This is a genomic window from Streptomyces sp. V4I8 (assembly GCF_041261225.1).
GTDB lineage: Bacteria > Actinomycetota > Actinomycetes > Streptomycetales > Streptomycetaceae > Streptomyces.
Window position 1 is genome coordinate 3,783,154 of sequence record NZ_JBGCCN010000001.1, and the last position, 16,052, is coordinate 3,799,205.

Below are 16,052 nucleotides of genomic sequence, written 5' to 3' on the forward strand. Positions count from 1 at the left end.
GATGTCCACGCACACTCTCCGCACGAAGCGCCGCAGGTCGGCGCTTCGGACGGTGGCCTTCCTGTCACCGTGGCTCATCGGTTTCGGCGTCTTCTTCGCCTACCCCCTGGTGTCCACCGTGTACTTCTCGCTGATGAAGTACGACGGCTTCGGCACACCGGTCTTCCGCGGCCTGGGCAACTGGGCCTACGTCTTCAACGACTACCCGCTGTTCTGGCCGGCGCTGCGCAACACGCTCTGGCTGGTCCTGGTGATGGTGACCTGCCGAGTCCTCTTCGGCCTGGGCATCGGCCTGCTCATCACCAAGATCAAGACCGGCGCGGGCGTCTTCCGGACCCTCTTCTACCTCCCGTACCTGGCTCCCCCGGTCGCCGCCACCCTGGCCTTCGTCTTCCTCCTCAACCCCGGCACCGGCCCGGTCAACTCGGTCCTGGACGGCCTGGGCCTGCCGACGCCCGGATGGTTCACGGACCCCACCTGGTCCAAGCCGGCCCTCACCGCGCTGGCGGTGTGGGGCGTGGGCGACCTCATGGTCATCTTCATGGCCGCGCTGCTCGACGTACCGAAGGAGCAGTACGAGGCCGCGGAGCTGGACGGCACGTCGGCCTGGCAGCGGTTCCGCTTCGTGACGCTCCCGAACATCTCGCCGATCGTGATGTTCGCCGTCGTCACCGGCGTGATCCAGACGATGCAGTACTACACCCAGCCCCTGGTGGCCGGGAAGGTCGCCTCCGGCATCATCGGCGGCTCCGGCCAGCAGTTCGAGCCCGGCTACCCCGACAAGTCCACACTCACCCTCCCCCAGCTCGTCTACAACCTCGGCTTCCAGCGCTTCGACTACGGCTCGGCCTGTGTGGTCGCGCTCGTACTCTTCGCCCTCGCCATGGCGTTCACCGCGCTGCTGATGCGGCGCCGGGGCGGACTGATCCAGGCAGGTGACTGACCATGACCCAAGTACTGGACCAGCCCGTTCAGTTGGCAACCCCAACAGTCGCCGAACGCACGGCCCGCCGCAGGGCGCTCCTGGAATGGATAGCGATCCACTCCCTCGGCATGGCAGCCGCGCTCTTCTTCACCCTGCCCTTCGTGTTCGTCGTCCTGACCTCGCTGATGAGCGACCAGCAGGCCCTCACCCGCGACCTGATCCCGGACACCTGGGAATGGGGCAACTACACCAAGGTCTTCGACACCCCCGGCTTCCTGACCTGGTGGAAGAACACCCTGATCTACGCGGGCCTGGGCACGCTCCTCACCGTGGTGTCGTCCATACCCGTGGCCTACGCGCTCGCCAAGTTCCGCTTCCGTGGCCGGAACCTGTCCCTGATGCTGGTCATCTCGATGATGATGCTGCCGCCCCAGGTCATCATCATCCCGATGTACCTGTTCTGGGCGAAGCAGCTGGACCTCTCGGGCACCCTGTGGCCCCTGATCATCCCGATGGCGTTCGGAGACGCGTTCTCGATATTCCTGCTGCGCCAGTTCCTGATGACGATCCCGAACGAATACCTGGACGCGGCCAGGGTGGACGGCTGCGGCGAATTCCGCACCCTCGTCCGAGTGGTCCTCCCCATGGCAAAACCGGGAATAGCCGCAGTGGCCCTCTTCCAGTTCTTCTACGCGTGGAACGACTACTTCGGCCCCCAGATCTACGCGTCCGAGAACCCGGGCGCCTGGACGCTCTCCTACGGCCTGGAGTCCTTCAAGGGCGCCCACCACACCGACTGGAACCTCACCATGGCCGCCACGGTCCTCGTGATGGCCCCCGTGATCCTCGTGTTCTTCTTCGCCCAGAAGGCGTTCGTAGAGGGCGTCACGCTCACCGGAGTAAAGGGTTGATGGCATGAAACTCACCGTGGTCGGCGGAGGCTCGACCTACACCCCCGAACTCATCGACGGCTTCGCCCGCCTCCGCGACACCCTCCCCATAGAGGAACTGGTCCTCACGGACCCCGCGACGGACCGCCTGGACCTGATCGGCGCCCTGGCCCGCCGCATCTTCACCCGCCAGGAGCACAACGGCACCATCACCACCACGACGGACCTGGACGCGGCGGTGGAGGGCGCCGACGCGGTCCTCCTCCAACTCCGCGTGGGCGGTCAGGCGGCCCGCGAGCAGGACGAGACCTGGCCCCTGGACTGCGGTTGCGTCGGCCAGGAGACAACAGGTGCCGGCGGCCTGGCGAAAGCCCTCCGCACAGTCCCCGTCGTCCTGGACATTGCGGACCGGGTCCGCCGCACCAACCCCACCGCCTGGATCATCGACTTCACCAACCCGGTCGGCATCGTGACCCGTGCCCTGCTCCAGGAGGGCCACAAGGCGGTCGGCCTGTGCAACGTGGCGATCGGCTTCCAACGAAAGTTCGCGACGCTACTCGACATGCCGGCCTCCCGGATCCACCTGGACCACGTGGGCCTGAACCACCTCACCTGGGAGACCGGCGTCCGCCTGGGCGGCCCCGAGGGCGAGAACGTCCTGCCCGAGCTACTGACCGCCCACGGCGACAAGATCGCCGCGGACCTGCACCTCCCCCGCCCCCTACTGGACCGCTTGACCGTGGTCCCCTCCTACTACCTGCGCTACTACTACGCCCACGACGAAGTGGTACGAGAACTACGCACAAAGCCCTCCAGGGCAGCCGAAGTGGCCGAAATGGAACGCCAACTGCTCGCCCTCTACGCCGACCCGGCCCTGGACGAGAAGCCGGACCTGCTGGCCAAACGGGGCGGCGCCTACTACTCGGAGGCGGCCGTCGACCTGGCGGCGGCCCTGCTGGGCGGAGCAGGCAGCCCGTACCAAGTCGTCAACACCCACAACGACGGCACGCTCCCCTTCCTCCCCGACGACGCGGTGATCGAAGTACAGGCGTCAGTGGGGCCGAAGGGCCCGAAACCCCTCCCCGTACCCCCCGTAGACCCCCTCTACGCCGGCCTCATGGCCCAGGTGACGGCCTACGAGGACCTGGCCCTGCAAGCGGCCCTGCACGGCGGCCGCGACCGGGTCTTCAAGGCCCTCCTCTCCCACCCCCTGATCGGCCAGTACGAGTACGCCGAATCCCTCACCGACCGACTGATCGCACACAACCGGGAGCATCTCGCGTGGGCATGACCGCACGTGTCCTCGCCGTAGACGCGGGCAACAGCAAGACCGACGTGGCCGTGGTGGCACCCGACGGAACCGTCCTGGCCACGGCCCGCGGCGGCGGATTCCGGCCACCGACGGTAGGCGTCGGGCCGGCGGTCGACGGCCTCGCCGAAACGGTGAAGCAGGCGTTCGCCGCAGCGGGCGTGACATCCGCCGACCACGTCTCGGCCTGCCTGGCGAACGCCGACTTCCCCGTGGAGGAGGAACAACTGGCGACGGCCCTGCACGCACGCGCGTGGGGCACGACCGTCGAGGTCCGCAACGACACCTTCGCGATCCTCCGAGCAGGCGTCACGGAACCCCGCGGGGTGGCCGTCGTCTGCGGCGCCGGCATCAACTGCGTGGGCATGCGCCCCGACGGCCGTACGGCCCGCTTCCCCGCGCTGGGCCGCATCTCCGGCGACTGGGGCGGCGGCTGGGGCCTGGCGGAGGAGGCCCTCTGGCACGCGGCCCGCGCGGAGGACGGCCGCGGAGTGCCCACGACGCTGGCGCACACCCTCCCCGCCCACTTCGGCCTGCCCACCATGTACGCCCTGATCGAGGCCCTCCACCTCGAACACATCGCCCCCACCCGCCGCCACGAACTGACCCCGGTCCTCTTCACCGCGGCCACCTCCGGCGACCCGGTCGCCCGTGGCATCGTCGACCGCCTGGCCGACGAAGTGGTCACCATGGCGACGGTCGCCCTGACCCGACTGGACCTACTGGAAGAGGAGGCCCCGGTACTCCTCGGCGGAGGCGTCCTGGCAGCCCGCCACCCCCAACTGACCGACGGCATCCGCGACCTGCTCGCCTCCCGCGCCCCCAAGGCCGTACCGAGCGTGGTCACGGCCAGTCCGGTGCTCGGGGCCGCACTCCTGGGCCTGGACGCGGTGGGAGCACCAACGGAGGTGCACACCCAACTCCGCCAACACTTCGAGCCGTAAAACTCCCTCGCCCCCGCCGCCCCGACCCATCCCATCCCCAGGGGCCCCGCCCCTTCACCCCCGCCAGGGGGCTCCGCCCCCTGCACCCCCATCGGCCTGAACGGCCTCGTCCTCAAACGCCGGACGGGCTGAAAGATGCCCGGACCGGCGCCGAAAAGTGGCCGCCCCGCCCGCGAGGCGAAGCCCCTGCGGGCGGGCGGGGTTAGGGATGGCTGTGCTTGTCCCCAGACGCCAGACGGGCTGAAAGATCCCGACCCGGCGACGGAGTCCCCTCTCGGCCGGGGAGCTGGGGCGATGGCCCCACGCACCCGCAGCCGCCCACGGCGGCAAGGGGACGCGTCGGGGGGCCCGCAGAGTCCGGTGTCAAGAAACAGCACCTCCCGGCAGTACGCCAGCCACCGGACCGAGGACGGACACCCCCCGACGCGGCCCCGACCACCCGCACGCGCTACGCGAACCCCCACACACCGCAACGGGCCGCCGCAGGCACCTCAGGGACGCGGGGCTGTGTCGAATGTGCGGCTACCGCCGCGTGGGCGCGACCAGCCCCCACCCACCGCAACAGGCCGCCGCAGGCACCCCCCACCCAACCGCCGCAGGCACCCACCCTCGAACCTGGAACCGAACAGATTCCCCCGGCGTATTCATGGGCAGGGGGCTCGTGCAAAGCATGTTTCGGTATGCCGGAATTTCGGGATCCGCGCTGCGATCCGATCAAGATCCAGCGAAGGCCGGTGCGGATGTCAGTCCCGGCAGCGATACTTGCGGCGACGGATGACCACGGGGGAGGTCAGCAGTGACACAGACGCCGAAGAGCAGCGCACCACCGCCACCACCGGGACAGAGCCCGGCCCACGGCGCACCCACCATGCCATCCGTCCCACCACAGCCCGCCCCCACCGCCACGACCACGGCCGCCACCACGGCCGCCGCCGCCACCGCCACCACCAACAGCCTCCCGGCCCCCACGGAACCCCGCCGCACCGCCTTCGCCGAGGGCTTCGACCAACTCCGCGCAGCCGCCACCACCGAACCCGGCCGCCTACGCATCATCGGCGCCCTCCTCGCCGCCCTCGTCGTCGCGTTCGGCGCCATCACGGCCTGGCAGATGACCGACAGAGCCAACGCCGCGGACGACGTAGTCAACCGCAGCCAGCCCCTCAGCTCCGACGCGGCCGACATCTACCGCTCCCTCGCCGACGCCAACACCGCCGCCGCCAGCGGCTACTTGGCCGGCCTCCAGGAGAAGCCGGCCATGCGCGAGGGCTACGAGAAGGACATCCGCACGGCCGCGGCCAAACTCGTCAAGGCCGCCGCCAACTCCGAACCGGGCTCCACCTCGGCGAACACGATCGCCGAACTGAGCAGGCTGCTGCCGGAGTACAAGGGCCTGGTCGAAACGGCCAGGGCCAACAACCGCCAGGGCTACCCCGTCGGCGGCGCCTACCTCCGAGCGGCCAACGAGATGATGCAGCAGAACATGCTGCCCAAGGCGGAAAAGCTCTACCAGACGGAGAACCAGCGCCTCCGCGACGACTACGCGGACGCGAAGTCCTTCCCCTGGGCGGCCGCAGCCCTCGGCATCGTCGCCCTGGCGGCCCTGGCCTGGGCCCAACGCCGCAACTACCAGCGCACCAACAGGGTCCTGAACCACGGCCTGGTCACCGCAACCGCCGCCTCCGTGGTGGTCCTGCTCTGGCTCACCGTCTCCCACACCGTCGCCCGCGCCGGCCTGAACGACTCCTACGACCACGGCGTCCGCTCCCTGGACGTGCTGCACCAGGCCCGCATCGCCTCGCTCACCGCCCGCAGCGACGAGAACCTGACCCTGGTCCGCCGCGGCGCGGACACGAGGACACTCGCCGACGACAAGGTCGTGGACGCGTACGAATGGGGTTACGACCAGCAGATCGACCAGCTGGGCAAGGCTCTGGACCGGGCCGCGGACCTCGCGGACGACTCGGCGGGCAAGAAGCCCGTCGAGGACGCGAACGGCTTCATGAAGGTCTGGAAGGACCGCCACGGCATCGCCCGCGACGACAACAACTCCGGCAACTACCAGGCGGCCCGCGACCGCGTGATCGGCGCCGCGAAGGAGCCGACGAGCGTGTGCTTCGACAATGTGGACAAGGCCCTGGCGACGGCGCTCACGCACGAGCAGAACGAGTTCAAGCAGGCCGCGAACGACGGCCGTGACTCGCTGTCCGGCCTCCCGACCGGCGCCGCGGTCCTCGCGGTCCTGGGCGCGGCCGGCGCGGTCCTCGGCATCGGCCGCAGGCTGTCGGAGTACCGGTGAGAGGGGGCAAGCGGATGAACGCACGCGAGACAACGCACGCACGCGGCACGGCGACCAGCGTCAGCACACCGACCACAGTCGGCACACCGACCACAGTCAGCACACCGCCCGCAAGCGCCAACGCGCACCACTCCCGCCCCCCCACCACCCCCTGGCGCCGCCTACGCGCAGGCCTGCGCGGCTGGGGCGGCGTAGGCGCCATGGCCGCCCTCTGCGCCCTGGCCGTGACCTTCGCGCTGCTGCTGCCCCTCACCCAGCCGCCGAGCCACGACGCCGCCGCGGCCACCGCGGGCCAGGGCGTCGCCCGGGTCACCCAGGCGAAGGCGGAGGACTGCGAGAACCCCCAGGACCAGAGCCTCTCCCCGTCCGGCGGCGGCGACACCCCGACCGTGGACGCCATCAAGGCCCGCAAGGACCGCCGCCTGATCGTCGGCGTCGACACCAACAGCTACCGCTGGGGCTACCTCGACCCGAACAACCCCTCCGGTGAGCTGGAGGGATTCGACATCGACCTGGTCCACCGCATCGCGGAGGACATACTCGGCGACCGCGACGCGGTGCAGTTCAAGGCCATCCCGACGAGCCGCCGTATCGAGGCGATCCAGAAGGGCGAGGTCGACATGGTGGTCCGCACCATGACGATCAACTGCAGCCGCATCGAGGAAGTCGCCTTCTCCGCCCCGTACTTCGTCACCGGCCAGCAGGTCCTGGCCCCCAAGACCTCGACGATCACGGGCTACGACAAGACCCTGGCCGACAAGAAGGTGTGCTCGGCGCAGGGATCCACCGCGTACGACAACCTGGAAGAGGGCAGGAAGAGCGGCGACCTTCCCGACTCCACCGACATCAGGACCACCGTCCCCAACCAGCTCGACTGCCTGGTGAAGTTGCAGCTCGGCGAGGTCGACGCGGTCGTGACGGACGGCGCCCTCGCGGCCAGCCAGGCCGCGCAGGACCCGGCGGTGGAACTCAAGGGCGGTCTGTTCACGGACGAGTACTACGGCGTGGCGATGAAGCGGGGCTCCGACGATCTGGTACGCCAGGTCAACCGGACCCTGGAGAACTACATCGAGGACGGCGGCTGGAGGGCGTCGTACGAGAAGTGGCTGCACCCGACCATGGACCAGGGCGACAAGGAGTCGGCTTCGGCGACCCCTCCCGAGGCCAGGTACAAGTGACCGACCATCAACTGACGGACGACTGACGGCACGACCGCACCAGAAGAACTCACGGAACACGACTCAGCGAGAGGTGATCGATGGGCGTCACGGACCCCGCCGGGCCGGTGATGGACCGGGACGAGGTGGACCGTGCGCTGGCGCGGCTCGGCCAGGAGCACGAGGCGATCGAGACCTCGCTCCTCGCCCTGCAGGACCACGCGGGCCGCAGACTCCTCGAAGGCGCCGAGCTCACGGGCATCACCAAGGAGCGCTGGACGACCGCGGAGGCGTCGATCACGCTGCTGTGGGCGTACTTCGACGCGTATACGGACGCGTTGCGCTCGGCCCGCGAGATCCGCTCCCGCCGTCGCTGGTCCAGCCGCGAGGACCTGGTGGAGCTGACGGAGCTGCTGCGCGGCGAGTCGGTGACCGTGGCGGGCTCGGCGACCGCGACCCTGACCGCGACCGCCAACGCACCGACCCTGCACGGCGGTTCGGGCAAGCTCAGCGAGCAGTTCACACTCGTCACCCTGGTCGACCGGATGAACGAGCTGTACGCGACATCGCTGGACATGGTCGTCGCCGCCGACGCGGTCTGGTCGGCGCTGCCCGCCCGTATCGATTTACTGGCCGCGGAACTCCAGCGCACCCGCCGGCTCGCGCACTCCGTCGGCGTACGCCCCGGCGAGCACCCGGCGGGCGACGACCTGGAGCGCATCACGCGCACGCTCACCAACCTGCGCGCCCAGGTGGTGTCCGACCCGCTGGCGTACTGGGTTCCCACGCAGGGGAGTTCGGCGCCGGGCGGCGGCAGGCCGGACACCACGGTCTACGACCGTGAGGCACGGGCCCTGGAGGACGTACGCCGGGAGATCGACGCCGTGTTGACGGTGCGTCAGGACTCCGAGCAGCGTCTGGTCAAGCTGCGGGACGTGCTGTCCCGAGCGGATCGTACGCTCGCCGAGGCCCGCACCGCGCGCGGCGAGGTACTGGCGAAGATCGCCGCCACGGAGGTGCCCGTCGTCAGCGGCCCGCCGACCGTGCTGCAGGAGCAGCTGGCGACGGCCGCGGAGTACCGCAGACACGCCCAGTGGCACCGCCTGTCCCCGCTCCTGGAGTCCCTGGAGCAGAAGGCGGAGGACGAACTGCTGCGCGCCCGCGAGTCGTTGACCGCGGTCACCGCGCCCCTGGCGGTCCGCGCCGAGCTGCGCGGCCGCCTCGACGCGTACAAGGCGAAGGTGGCCCGGCACGGCCTGGCGGAGGACCCGTTCCTCATCGAGCGGTACGACGCGGCCCGGCGGATGCTGTGGAGCGCGCCGTGCGACCTGCGCGTCGCCGAACAGGCGGTCCTGCGCTACCAGCAGGCGGCCGCCGAACTGCTCGGCGGACCGCGCGTGCCGGGGCCGCGCGGGCCCGAGGACCGTGGGGGGCCGGGAGCATGAGGGACAGGGGGGAGTCGTCGTCATGAGTCAGGCACAGCAGAGCTGCCAGCGTCCGGACTGCGGCGGGTCGTACGAGGACATGGGTGGCGGCGAGCTGTACTGCGACACCTGCGGCCTCGCCCCGGTCGTCTCGGCGACCGGCATGGTCGGCTCGCCGCCGACCGGGGTCACGGGCGGCGGCAAGGGCTCACGCGGGTCGGGCAGTGCCAGTTCCCGCTCCACCAGCCGCGGCAGTTCCCGTACGTCGTCCCAGTCATCGAAGTCCCGGCGCTCGGTGTCGGGACGGCTGTCACGCGCGCTGTCGGGCCGTTCCACGGGCCGCTCGGTGTCGGTGCGCAGCTCCGGCTCGACATCCGGCTCCAGCGGCCGTGGCCGGCTCGGTGTCGGCCTGGTCCAGGTCCCGGACGTGCCGCGCCCCGACCCGCGCGCGATGGTGCTGGAGAATCCGGAGGTGCCCGAGCGCAAGCGGTTCTGCTCCCGCTCGGACTGCGGCGGACCGGTCGGCCGTGCGCGCGGGGAGCGCCCGGGCCGTACGGAGGGCTTCTGCACCAAGTGCGGCCACCCGTACTCCTTCGTCCCGAAGCTGAAGACCGGCGACATCGTGCACGGCCAGTACGAGGTCGTGGGCTGTCTGGCGCACGGCGGCCTCGGCTGGGTCTATCTGGCCGTGGACCGCGCGGTCTCGGACCGCTGGGTGGTGCTCAAGGGCCTGCTCGACACGGGTGACCAGGACGCGATGGCGGCGGCGATCTCCGAGCGGCGCTTCCTCGCGGAGATCGAGCACGCCAACATCGTGCGGATCTACAACTTCGTCGAGCACCTCGACCAGCGCACGGGCTCCCTCGACGGCTACATCGTCATGGAGTACGTCGGCGGCAAGTCGCTCAAGGAGATCGCCAACGGCCGCCGCACACCCGGCGGCAGGCGCGACCCGCTCCCCGTGGAGCAGGCGTGCGCGTACGGCATCGAGGCGCTGGAGGCCCTCGGCCACCTGCACAGCCGGAACCTCCTCTACTGCGACTTCAAGGTCGACAACGCCATCCAGACCGAGGACCAGCTCAAGCTGATCGACATGGGCGCGGTGCGCAGGATGGACGACGAGGAGTCGGCCATCTACGGCACGGTGGGCTACCAGGCGCCGGAGGTCGCCGACGTCGGACCGTCGGTGGCGTCGGACCTCTACACGGTCGCCCGCACGCTGGCCGTCCTGACCTTCGACTTCCAGGGCTACACGAACGTCTACGTCGATTCCCTCCCCGACCCGGACAACATCGAGGTCTTCCGCCAGTACGAGTCCTTCTACCGCCTCCTGGTCCGCGCCACCGACCCCGACCCGGCCCGCCGCTTCGCCTCCGCCCAGGAGATGACGGAGCAGCTGACGGGCGTCCTGCGCGAGGTCGTCTCCCTGCAGACGGGGCGCGCGAGGCCGGCGCTCTCGACGCTGTTCGGCCCCGAAGTGCGGGTCACGGACACGGAGTTGTTCCCGAAGCTGGACGGGGAGGTGTCGCGGTTGGGCGCGCGGGTCGTGCGCACCGGGAAGAACCCGGCCCTTTCGTCGGCCGGCGGCCCGCCCGCCGTCTCCGCCGGTGTCGCCCCCACCGCCGCCGACCCCGGCGCCGTGGGCCTCCCCGGCATCGTCAAGGTCGTCAACGCCCCCGCCGCCGCCCTCGCCCTCCCGGTGCCGCACGTCGACCCCTCCGACCCCAACGCCGGTTTCCTCGCCGGTCTGATGACCACCGCGCCCGCCGAGCTGCTCGGCGCCCTCGCCGCCGCTCCGGCGCCGTCCACCGAGACACGGCTGCGGCAGGTGCGGGCCTGGCTGGAGAACGGCGACACCGGCACCGCGCACGAGGCGCTGCTGAAGCTGGAGGACGAGCGGCCCGACGACTGGCGGGTCGTCTGGTACCGCGGTGTGGCCGCGCTCGTCACCGGCGACCACGAGGGCGCCGCGCTCGCCTTCGACGCGATCTACGACGCCTTCCCCGGTGAACCCGCCCCCAAGCTGGCCCTCGGCCTGTGCGCGGAGGTGCTGGGCCAGTTGGACAACGCCGCCGAGTACTACCGGCTCGTGTGGTCCACCGACCCCAGCTATGTGAGCACCGCCTTCGGACTCGCCCGCGTGCAGCTCGCGACCGGCGACCGCGGCAGCACCGTACGGACCCTGGAGTCGGTGCCGGAAAGCTCCATTCACTACACGGCCGCCCGCGTGGCGGCCGTCCGCGCCCGGCTGCGTCAACGCACGGCGGCCGCCGCTGACGTACCGTTCCTGGACGACCTGACCGCCGCCGCGGGCCAGGTCGAGGCGCTGGACGCGTACGGTCTGGACCCGGCGCGCCGGGAGCAGTTGTCGGCGGAGGTCCTCGGCTGCGCGCTGGACTGGATACTCTCCGGTGGCCAGGGTTCCGCCCCTTCCGCCGCCGGAGGACGGACGCTGCTCGGCAGCGGCCTGGACGAGCGGGGACTGCGCTTCGGTCTGGAGCGCTCGTACCGCACGCTGGCCCGGCTCGCGCGGGGCGGCGAGGAGAGGATCGACCTGGTGGAACGTGCCAACCGTTACCGCCCCCGGACGTGGGTGTAGTTGATGTCGCAGATGCCCCAGCTGTCCGCCTGCCCGAGCTGCGAATGGCCGCTCGAGTCGGGTGACCGTTTCTGCGGTGCGTGCGGATACGACCTGTCCGCCGTGCCCGTACGGCCGGACGACAACCCGACCATCGCCATGAACGGCTCACCGCCGCCCCCTGGTGTGCCCGGCATGGGCTGGCCGGTCGCCCCCGCGCCCGACGGCTCCGGCACCCCGGCCGTTCATCGGCCGACGGATCTCCAGGGCACCGACTCCGGCGGTCACGACCTGCCCCCGGGCACCCCGCCGCCCCCGCAGTCACCGCCGGCCGCCGCGCCGATCCCACCTGCGGCGACCGGTCCCGCCGGGGTGCCCGGACCTCAGCCGCCCCCCGCTCCGACCGGCTCCCCGGACTCCCCGGCCTCCGGCGTCCGCTTCGACCGTCCGCCGCAGCCGGACGAGTACGCCCTGCCCGACGAGTTCACCCTGCAGGCGCCCGACCCGCGCGTGGCCCCCGCCCCGCCGACCCCGCCCGAGGGCACCAAGGTGTGCGTGGCGTGCCGGGCGGGCCGCGTCGACCACGACGGGTACTGCGAGAACTGCGGGCACGCCCAGCCGCGCGAGCGTGACCACATGGAGCTGGACGCCGGTCCGGTCGCCGCCGTCAGCGACCGCGGGCTGCGCCACCACCGCAACGAGGACGCGTTCGCCGTCGGCAGCAGCACGCTGCCCGACGGCCGGCCCGCGGTGCTGGCGATCGTCTGCGACGGCGTGTCCTCGGCGACCCGCCCCGACGACGCCTCGATGGCCGCCTCCCGGGCCGCGAGCGAGTCGCTGCTGGCCGCCCTGCCGCGCGGCGCGCACCCCCAGCAGGCCATGCACGACGCGATCATCGCCGCCTCGAACGCGGTCAACGCGCTGGCGGGCGAGCCGGCCACGGCCCGCGAGCAGGGCCCGCACCAGAACGCGCCGGCCTGCACCTTCGTCGGCGCCGTGGTCACCGCGGGCCTGCTGGTCGTCGGCTGGGTCGGCGACAGCCGCGCCTACTGGGTCCCGGTGGACCGGAGTTCTCCCCCGGCCCGGCTCACCGAGGACGACTCCTGGGCGGCGCAGATGGTCGCCGCGGGACTGATGAACGAGGCCGAGGCGTACGCCGACGAGCGCGCGCACGCCATCACGGGCTGGCTCGGCGCGGACGCCTACGAACTGGAGCCGCACACCGCTTCCTTCAAGCCGGACCGTCCGGGTGTGGTGGTGGTGTGCACGGACGGGCTGTGGAACTACGCGGAGGCCGCCGACGAAATGGCCGAGGTCGTGCCCCTCGACGCCGCCGCGCGCCCCCTGCACAGCGCGCAGGTCCTCGTCGGTCACGCGCTCGACGGCGGCGGCCACGACAACGTAACAGTGGCCGTCCTGCCGTTCCCGGCACCGCCGATGGGGGCAGGATCGGCCTGAGGCCGCACCGCGGGGACGGCCTCAGCGGACCGGAGGGGACCGGTCCGTCGACAGCCATTGCCCCATCACGGGGTGCTTTAGGGGGATTTGAGAACGCATGGCCAATTTCTCGAAATCGAACGTGCCGCAGTTCTCGGTGGACGTGTACCAGAACGAGTACCTGCCGGAGGACGGTCGTGAGGTCAACGCGATCGTCACGGTGACCGCGACCGGCGGCGGCACGGTCGGCAGCGCGGTCGCCGCGCCCCACCACTACTCGCCGGGCCAGGGCCCGTCCGCGTCCGTGGCGATCATGGTCGACTGCTCGGGCTCGATGGACTACCCGCCGACCAAGATGCGCAACGCCCGCGACGCCACGGCCGCCGCGATCGACACCCTGCGCGACGGCGTGCGCTTCGCGGTGGTCGGCGGCACACATGTGGCCAAGGAGGTCTATCCGGGCGGCGGCCGCCTGGCCGTGGCCGACGCCACCACCCGCGACCAGGCCAAACAGGCGCTGCGCCGGCTCAGCGCGGGCGGCGGCACGGCCATCGGCACCTGGCTGCGCCTCGCGGACCGGCTGCTGTCCTCGGACGACGTCGCGATCCGGCACGGCATCCTGCTCACCGACGGCCGCAACGAGCACGAGTCGCCGGAGGACCTGAGGGCCGCGCTCGACTCCTGTGCCGGACGCTTCACCTGTGACGCCCGCGGCGTGGGCACCGACTGGGAAGTGAAAGAAGTCACAGGAATCGCCTCCGCCCTGCTCGGCAGCGCCGACATCGTCGCCGACCCGGCCGCTCTCGCCGCCGACTTCACACAGATGATGGAGACGGCGATGGGCAAGGAGGTCGCGGACGTCGCCCTGCGGGTGTGGACACCGGTGGGCACCACCATCAAGTTCGTCAAACAGGTCGCGCCCACGGTCGAGGAGCTGACCGACCGCCGCACCGAAGCCGGCCCGCGCGCCGGGGACTACCCCACGGGCTCCTGGGGAGATGAGTCCCGTGACTACCACGTCTGCGTCGAGGTTCCCGCCGCGAACCTCGGCCAGGAGATGCTCGCCGCCCGGGTCTCCCTGGTCATCCCGCAGTCCGACGGCACCGCCCAGAACCTCGGCGCCCAGGGTCTCGTACGGGCCGTATGGACCGACGACATGGTCGCCTCGACCTCGATCAACCCCCAGGTCGCCCATTACACCGGCCAGGCCGAACTGGCACAGGCCATCCAACAAGGCCTCGATCTTCGCAAGTCAGGCGATATGGATGGAGCAACGGCCAAACTGGGCCGGGCGGTTCAGCTGGCCAGCGCCTCCGGAAACGCGGATACGGCGAAACTCCTTGCGAAGGTGGTGGACGTGGTCGATGCCGCGGCGGGTACTGTGCGACTGAAGGCGAAGGTCGCGGAGGCCGACGAGATGACTCTCGAGACACGGTCGACAAAGACTGTTCGTGTAAAGAAGTGACCGAGTAGTGCCTCAGTAGTGCCCTAGCAGGACCCTGAAAAGCAGCGAGCCTGACCCCTTGGGGTTGGAGAAATCCGGTCGAAGCGACCGGAAAGGAGAGGGGGAAGCGCCGACATGCCGACCTGCCCGAACGGACACCAGTCGGGTTCCGACGACTGGTGCGAGGTCTGCGGTCACCGCATGGCCGGTGCCGTTCCTCCGCCCCCTCCCCCACCGCCCCCGCCCGGTGGCGGCTACGGCTTCCCACCGCCCGGTGGCCCGGGTCCGGGCCCCGGTGGCCCGTTCGGTGGCCCGAACGCCGGTCAGCCGGGCGGCCCGCCGCCCACGTCCGCCGGTCGGGAGCCGGAGCTCTGCCCGCAGTGCCGTACGCCGCGTGAGGGCGGTGCGCCGTTCTGCGAGGAGTGCCGGTGGAACTTCCTGACCAACACGGCGACCTCGTACACCCCCGCCGCCCCGCGCCAGCCGGCGCCCGGCCCTGGCCCTGGCCCTGGCGGCCCGTTCCAGCAGCCGCCGGGTCCCGGTCCGTCGTACGGCGGCGGTGACTCGTACGACTACCAGAGCTCGCGCCCGTCCCAGGTGAACCGCCCGGCCGAGCCGATCCCGCCGTTCGGCGGCGAGCCTCAGGGGCCGGGCGGCCCCGGTGGGCCTGGCGGCCCGGGCGGCTTCGGCCCCGGCCCGGGCAACCCCCACCCCGGCGGCCCCGGGGGACCGGGCGGCTTCGGCCCCGGCCCCGGCGCTCCGGGCAACCCCAACCCTGGCGGTCACGGTGGCCCCGGCGGCCCTGGTGGTCCCGGTGGCCCTGGAGGCAACGGCCCCGGCGGCTTCGGCGGCGACCCGTCGCGGCAGGCTCCGCCGCCCCCCGGCCCCACGCCCCCCGGCGGCCCCGGTGCGACCGGCGGCCTTCCGCAGGGGTTCATGCAGGGCGCTCCGGCCGGTCCGCCGGCCCCGCCCGCCTTCCCGCAGGAGACGAACCGTCCGCAGCAGGGCGGCCCGTCCTTCGGCGGCGGTGACGACGACTGGGTGATCTCGCCGCCGTCGTCCGGTCCCGGCGCCTCGGGCGGTCCCGGTGCTCCCGGCGGCCCCGCTCAGGGCGGTTACGGCTACCCGCAGCCCGGCGCCACCCAGGCCCCGCCGCCGCCCGCCCCCGCCTTCCCGCAGCAGCAACAGCCGCTGACCTGGCTGGCGACCATCGGGCCGGACCGCGAGTACTTCATGGCGATGATGCAGCGCTCCGGCCCCGAGGCCGCGGGCCTCAACCTGCCCGCGTACTCGCCCGAGCAGCAGCGCACGCTCACCGGCAACCAGGTCACCATCGGCCGTCGCCGCCACTCCACCGGCGACACCCCCGACATCGACCTGTCGGTGCCGCCGGAGGACCCGGGCGTCTCGCACCAGCACGCGGTCCTGGTCCAGCAGCCCGACGGCACCTGGGCGGTCGTCGACCAGAACTCGACGAACGGCACCACGGTGAACGGCTCCGAGGACCCGATCCAGCCGTTCGTGCCGGTGCCGCTGCAGGACGGCGACCGGGTGCACGTCGGCGCCTGGACGACGATCACCATCCGGCGCGGCTAGATCCTCGCCTCTCTCGATACCGGGAGGGGGCGGTCGTACGGCGAGAAAGTGC

General features: G+C 71.6%; 11 protein-coding genes. All 11 read left to right on the forward strand.

The window, feature by feature from the left end; translation table 11 throughout:
* The first annotated feature begins 1 nt into the window (after window position 1).
* The 11 genes from ABIE67_RS17125 (at window position 2) to ABIE67_RS17175 (ending at window position 16,000) form a co-directional block, all read left to right on the forward strand.
* Window positions 2–943: a carbohydrate ABC transporter permease gene (locus tag ABIE67_RS17125; protein ID WP_370258111.1), complete on the forward strand. Its 942-nt coding sequence runs from the start codon at window positions 2–4 to the stop codon at window positions 941–943.
* Window positions 944–945: 2 nt separating this feature from the next.
* On the forward strand, window positions 946–1,836 hold the full coding sequence (locus ABIE67_RS17130; RefSeq protein ID WP_370258114.1) for a carbohydrate ABC transporter permease: 891 nt from the start codon (window positions 946–948) through the stop codon (window positions 1,834–1,836).
* Window positions 1,837–1,840: 4 nt separating this feature from the next.
* A complete protein-coding gene (locus tag ABIE67_RS17135; RefSeq protein WP_370258117.1) occupies window positions 1,841–3,106 on the forward strand; it encodes a 6-phospho-beta-glucosidase in 1,266 nt (421 codons plus the stop codon).
* Complete coding sequence (locus tag ABIE67_RS17140) at window positions 3,097–4,068, forward strand: N-acetylglucosamine kinase (RefSeq protein WP_370258121.1); 972 nt, start codon at window positions 3,097–3,099, stop codon at window positions 4,066–4,068. The genes ABIE67_RS17135 and ABIE67_RS17140 overlap by 10 nt, the downstream gene beginning before the upstream one ends.
* An 868-nt stretch (window positions 4,069–4,936) precedes the next feature.
* Window positions 4,937–6,364: a hypothetical protein gene (locus tag ABIE67_RS17145; protein ID WP_370258124.1), complete on the forward strand. Its 1,428-nt coding sequence runs from the start codon at window positions 4,937–4,939 to the stop codon at window positions 6,362–6,364.
* Between the two features lie 200 nt (window positions 6,365–6,564).
* Entirely contained in the window at window positions 6,565–7,542 is a 978-nt protein-coding gene (locus ABIE67_RS17150) for a glutamate ABC transporter substrate-binding protein (RefSeq protein WP_370268673.1), read from the forward strand.
* An 80-nt stretch (window positions 7,543–7,622) separates the two neighbouring features.
* Window positions 7,623–8,966 carry a hypothetical protein gene (locus tag ABIE67_RS17155; protein WP_370258127.1) on the forward strand — a complete coding sequence of 448 codons (1,344 nt, stop codon included), beginning with the start codon at window positions 7,623–7,625 and terminating at the stop codon, window positions 8,964–8,966.
* A 22-nt stretch (window positions 8,967–8,988) separates the two neighbouring features.
* Window positions 8,989–11,544 carry a tetratricopeptide repeat protein gene (locus tag ABIE67_RS17160; protein WP_370258130.1) on the forward strand — a complete coding sequence of 852 codons (2,556 nt, stop codon included), beginning with the start codon at window positions 8,989–8,991 and terminating at the stop codon, window positions 11,542–11,544.
* A gap of 3 nt (window positions 11,545–11,547) precedes the next feature.
* Entirely contained in the window at window positions 11,548–12,981 is a 1,434-nt protein-coding gene (locus tag ABIE67_RS17165; protein WP_370258131.1) for a PP2C family serine/threonine-protein phosphatase, read from the forward strand.
* A 97-nt stretch (window positions 12,982–13,078) separates the two neighbouring features.
* Window positions 13,079–14,425, forward strand: coding sequence for a VWA domain-containing protein (locus ABIE67_RS17170; RefSeq protein ID WP_370258133.1), 1,347 nt, complete (start codon window positions 13,079–13,081; stop codon window positions 14,423–14,425).
* Between the two features lie 114 nt (window positions 14,426–14,539).
* Window positions 14,540–16,000 carry an FHA domain-containing protein gene (locus ABIE67_RS17175; RefSeq protein WP_370258134.1) on the forward strand — a complete coding sequence of 487 codons (1,461 nt, stop codon included), beginning with the start codon at window positions 14,540–14,542 and terminating at the stop codon, window positions 15,998–16,000.
* The last annotated feature ends 52 nt before the right edge of the window (window positions 16,001–16,052 follow it).

Bases quoted from the DNA above. Each gene is read 5' to 3' on its own strand.
- ABIE67_RS17125 (WP_370258111.1), top strand. From the start codon at position 2: ATGTCCACGCACACTCTCCGCACGAAGCGCCGCAGGTCGGCGCTTCGG.
- ABIE67_RS17130 (WP_370258114.1), top strand. From the start codon at position 946: ATGACCCAAGTACTGGACCAGCCCGTTCAGTTGGCAACCCCAACAGTC.
- ABIE67_RS17135 (WP_370258117.1), top strand. From the start codon at position 1,841: ATGAAACTCACCGTGGTCGGCGGAGGCTCGACCTACACCCCCGAACTC.
- ABIE67_RS17145 (WP_370258124.1), top strand. From the start codon at position 4,937: ATGCCATCCGTCCCACCACAGCCCGCCCCCACCGCCACGACCACGGCC.
- ABIE67_RS17150 (WP_370268673.1), top strand. From the start codon at position 6,565: ATGGCCGCCCTCTGCGCCCTGGCCGTGACCTTCGCGCTGCTGCTGCCC.
- ABIE67_RS17155 (WP_370258127.1), top strand. From the start codon at position 7,623: ATGGGCGTCACGGACCCCGCCGGGCCGGTGATGGACCGGGACGAGGTG.
- ABIE67_RS17160 (WP_370258130.1), top strand. From the start codon at position 8,989: ATGAGTCAGGCACAGCAGAGCTGCCAGCGTCCGGACTGCGGCGGGTCG.
- ABIE67_RS17165 (WP_370258131.1), top strand. From the start codon at position 11,548: ATGTCGCAGATGCCCCAGCTGTCCGCCTGCCCGAGCTGCGAATGGCCG.
- ABIE67_RS17170 (WP_370258133.1), top strand. From the start codon at position 13,079: ATGGCCAATTTCTCGAAATCGAACGTGCCGCAGTTCTCGGTGGACGTG.
- ABIE67_RS17175 (WP_370258134.1), top strand. From the start codon at position 14,540: ATGCCGACCTGCCCGAACGGACACCAGTCGGGTTCCGACGACTGGTGC.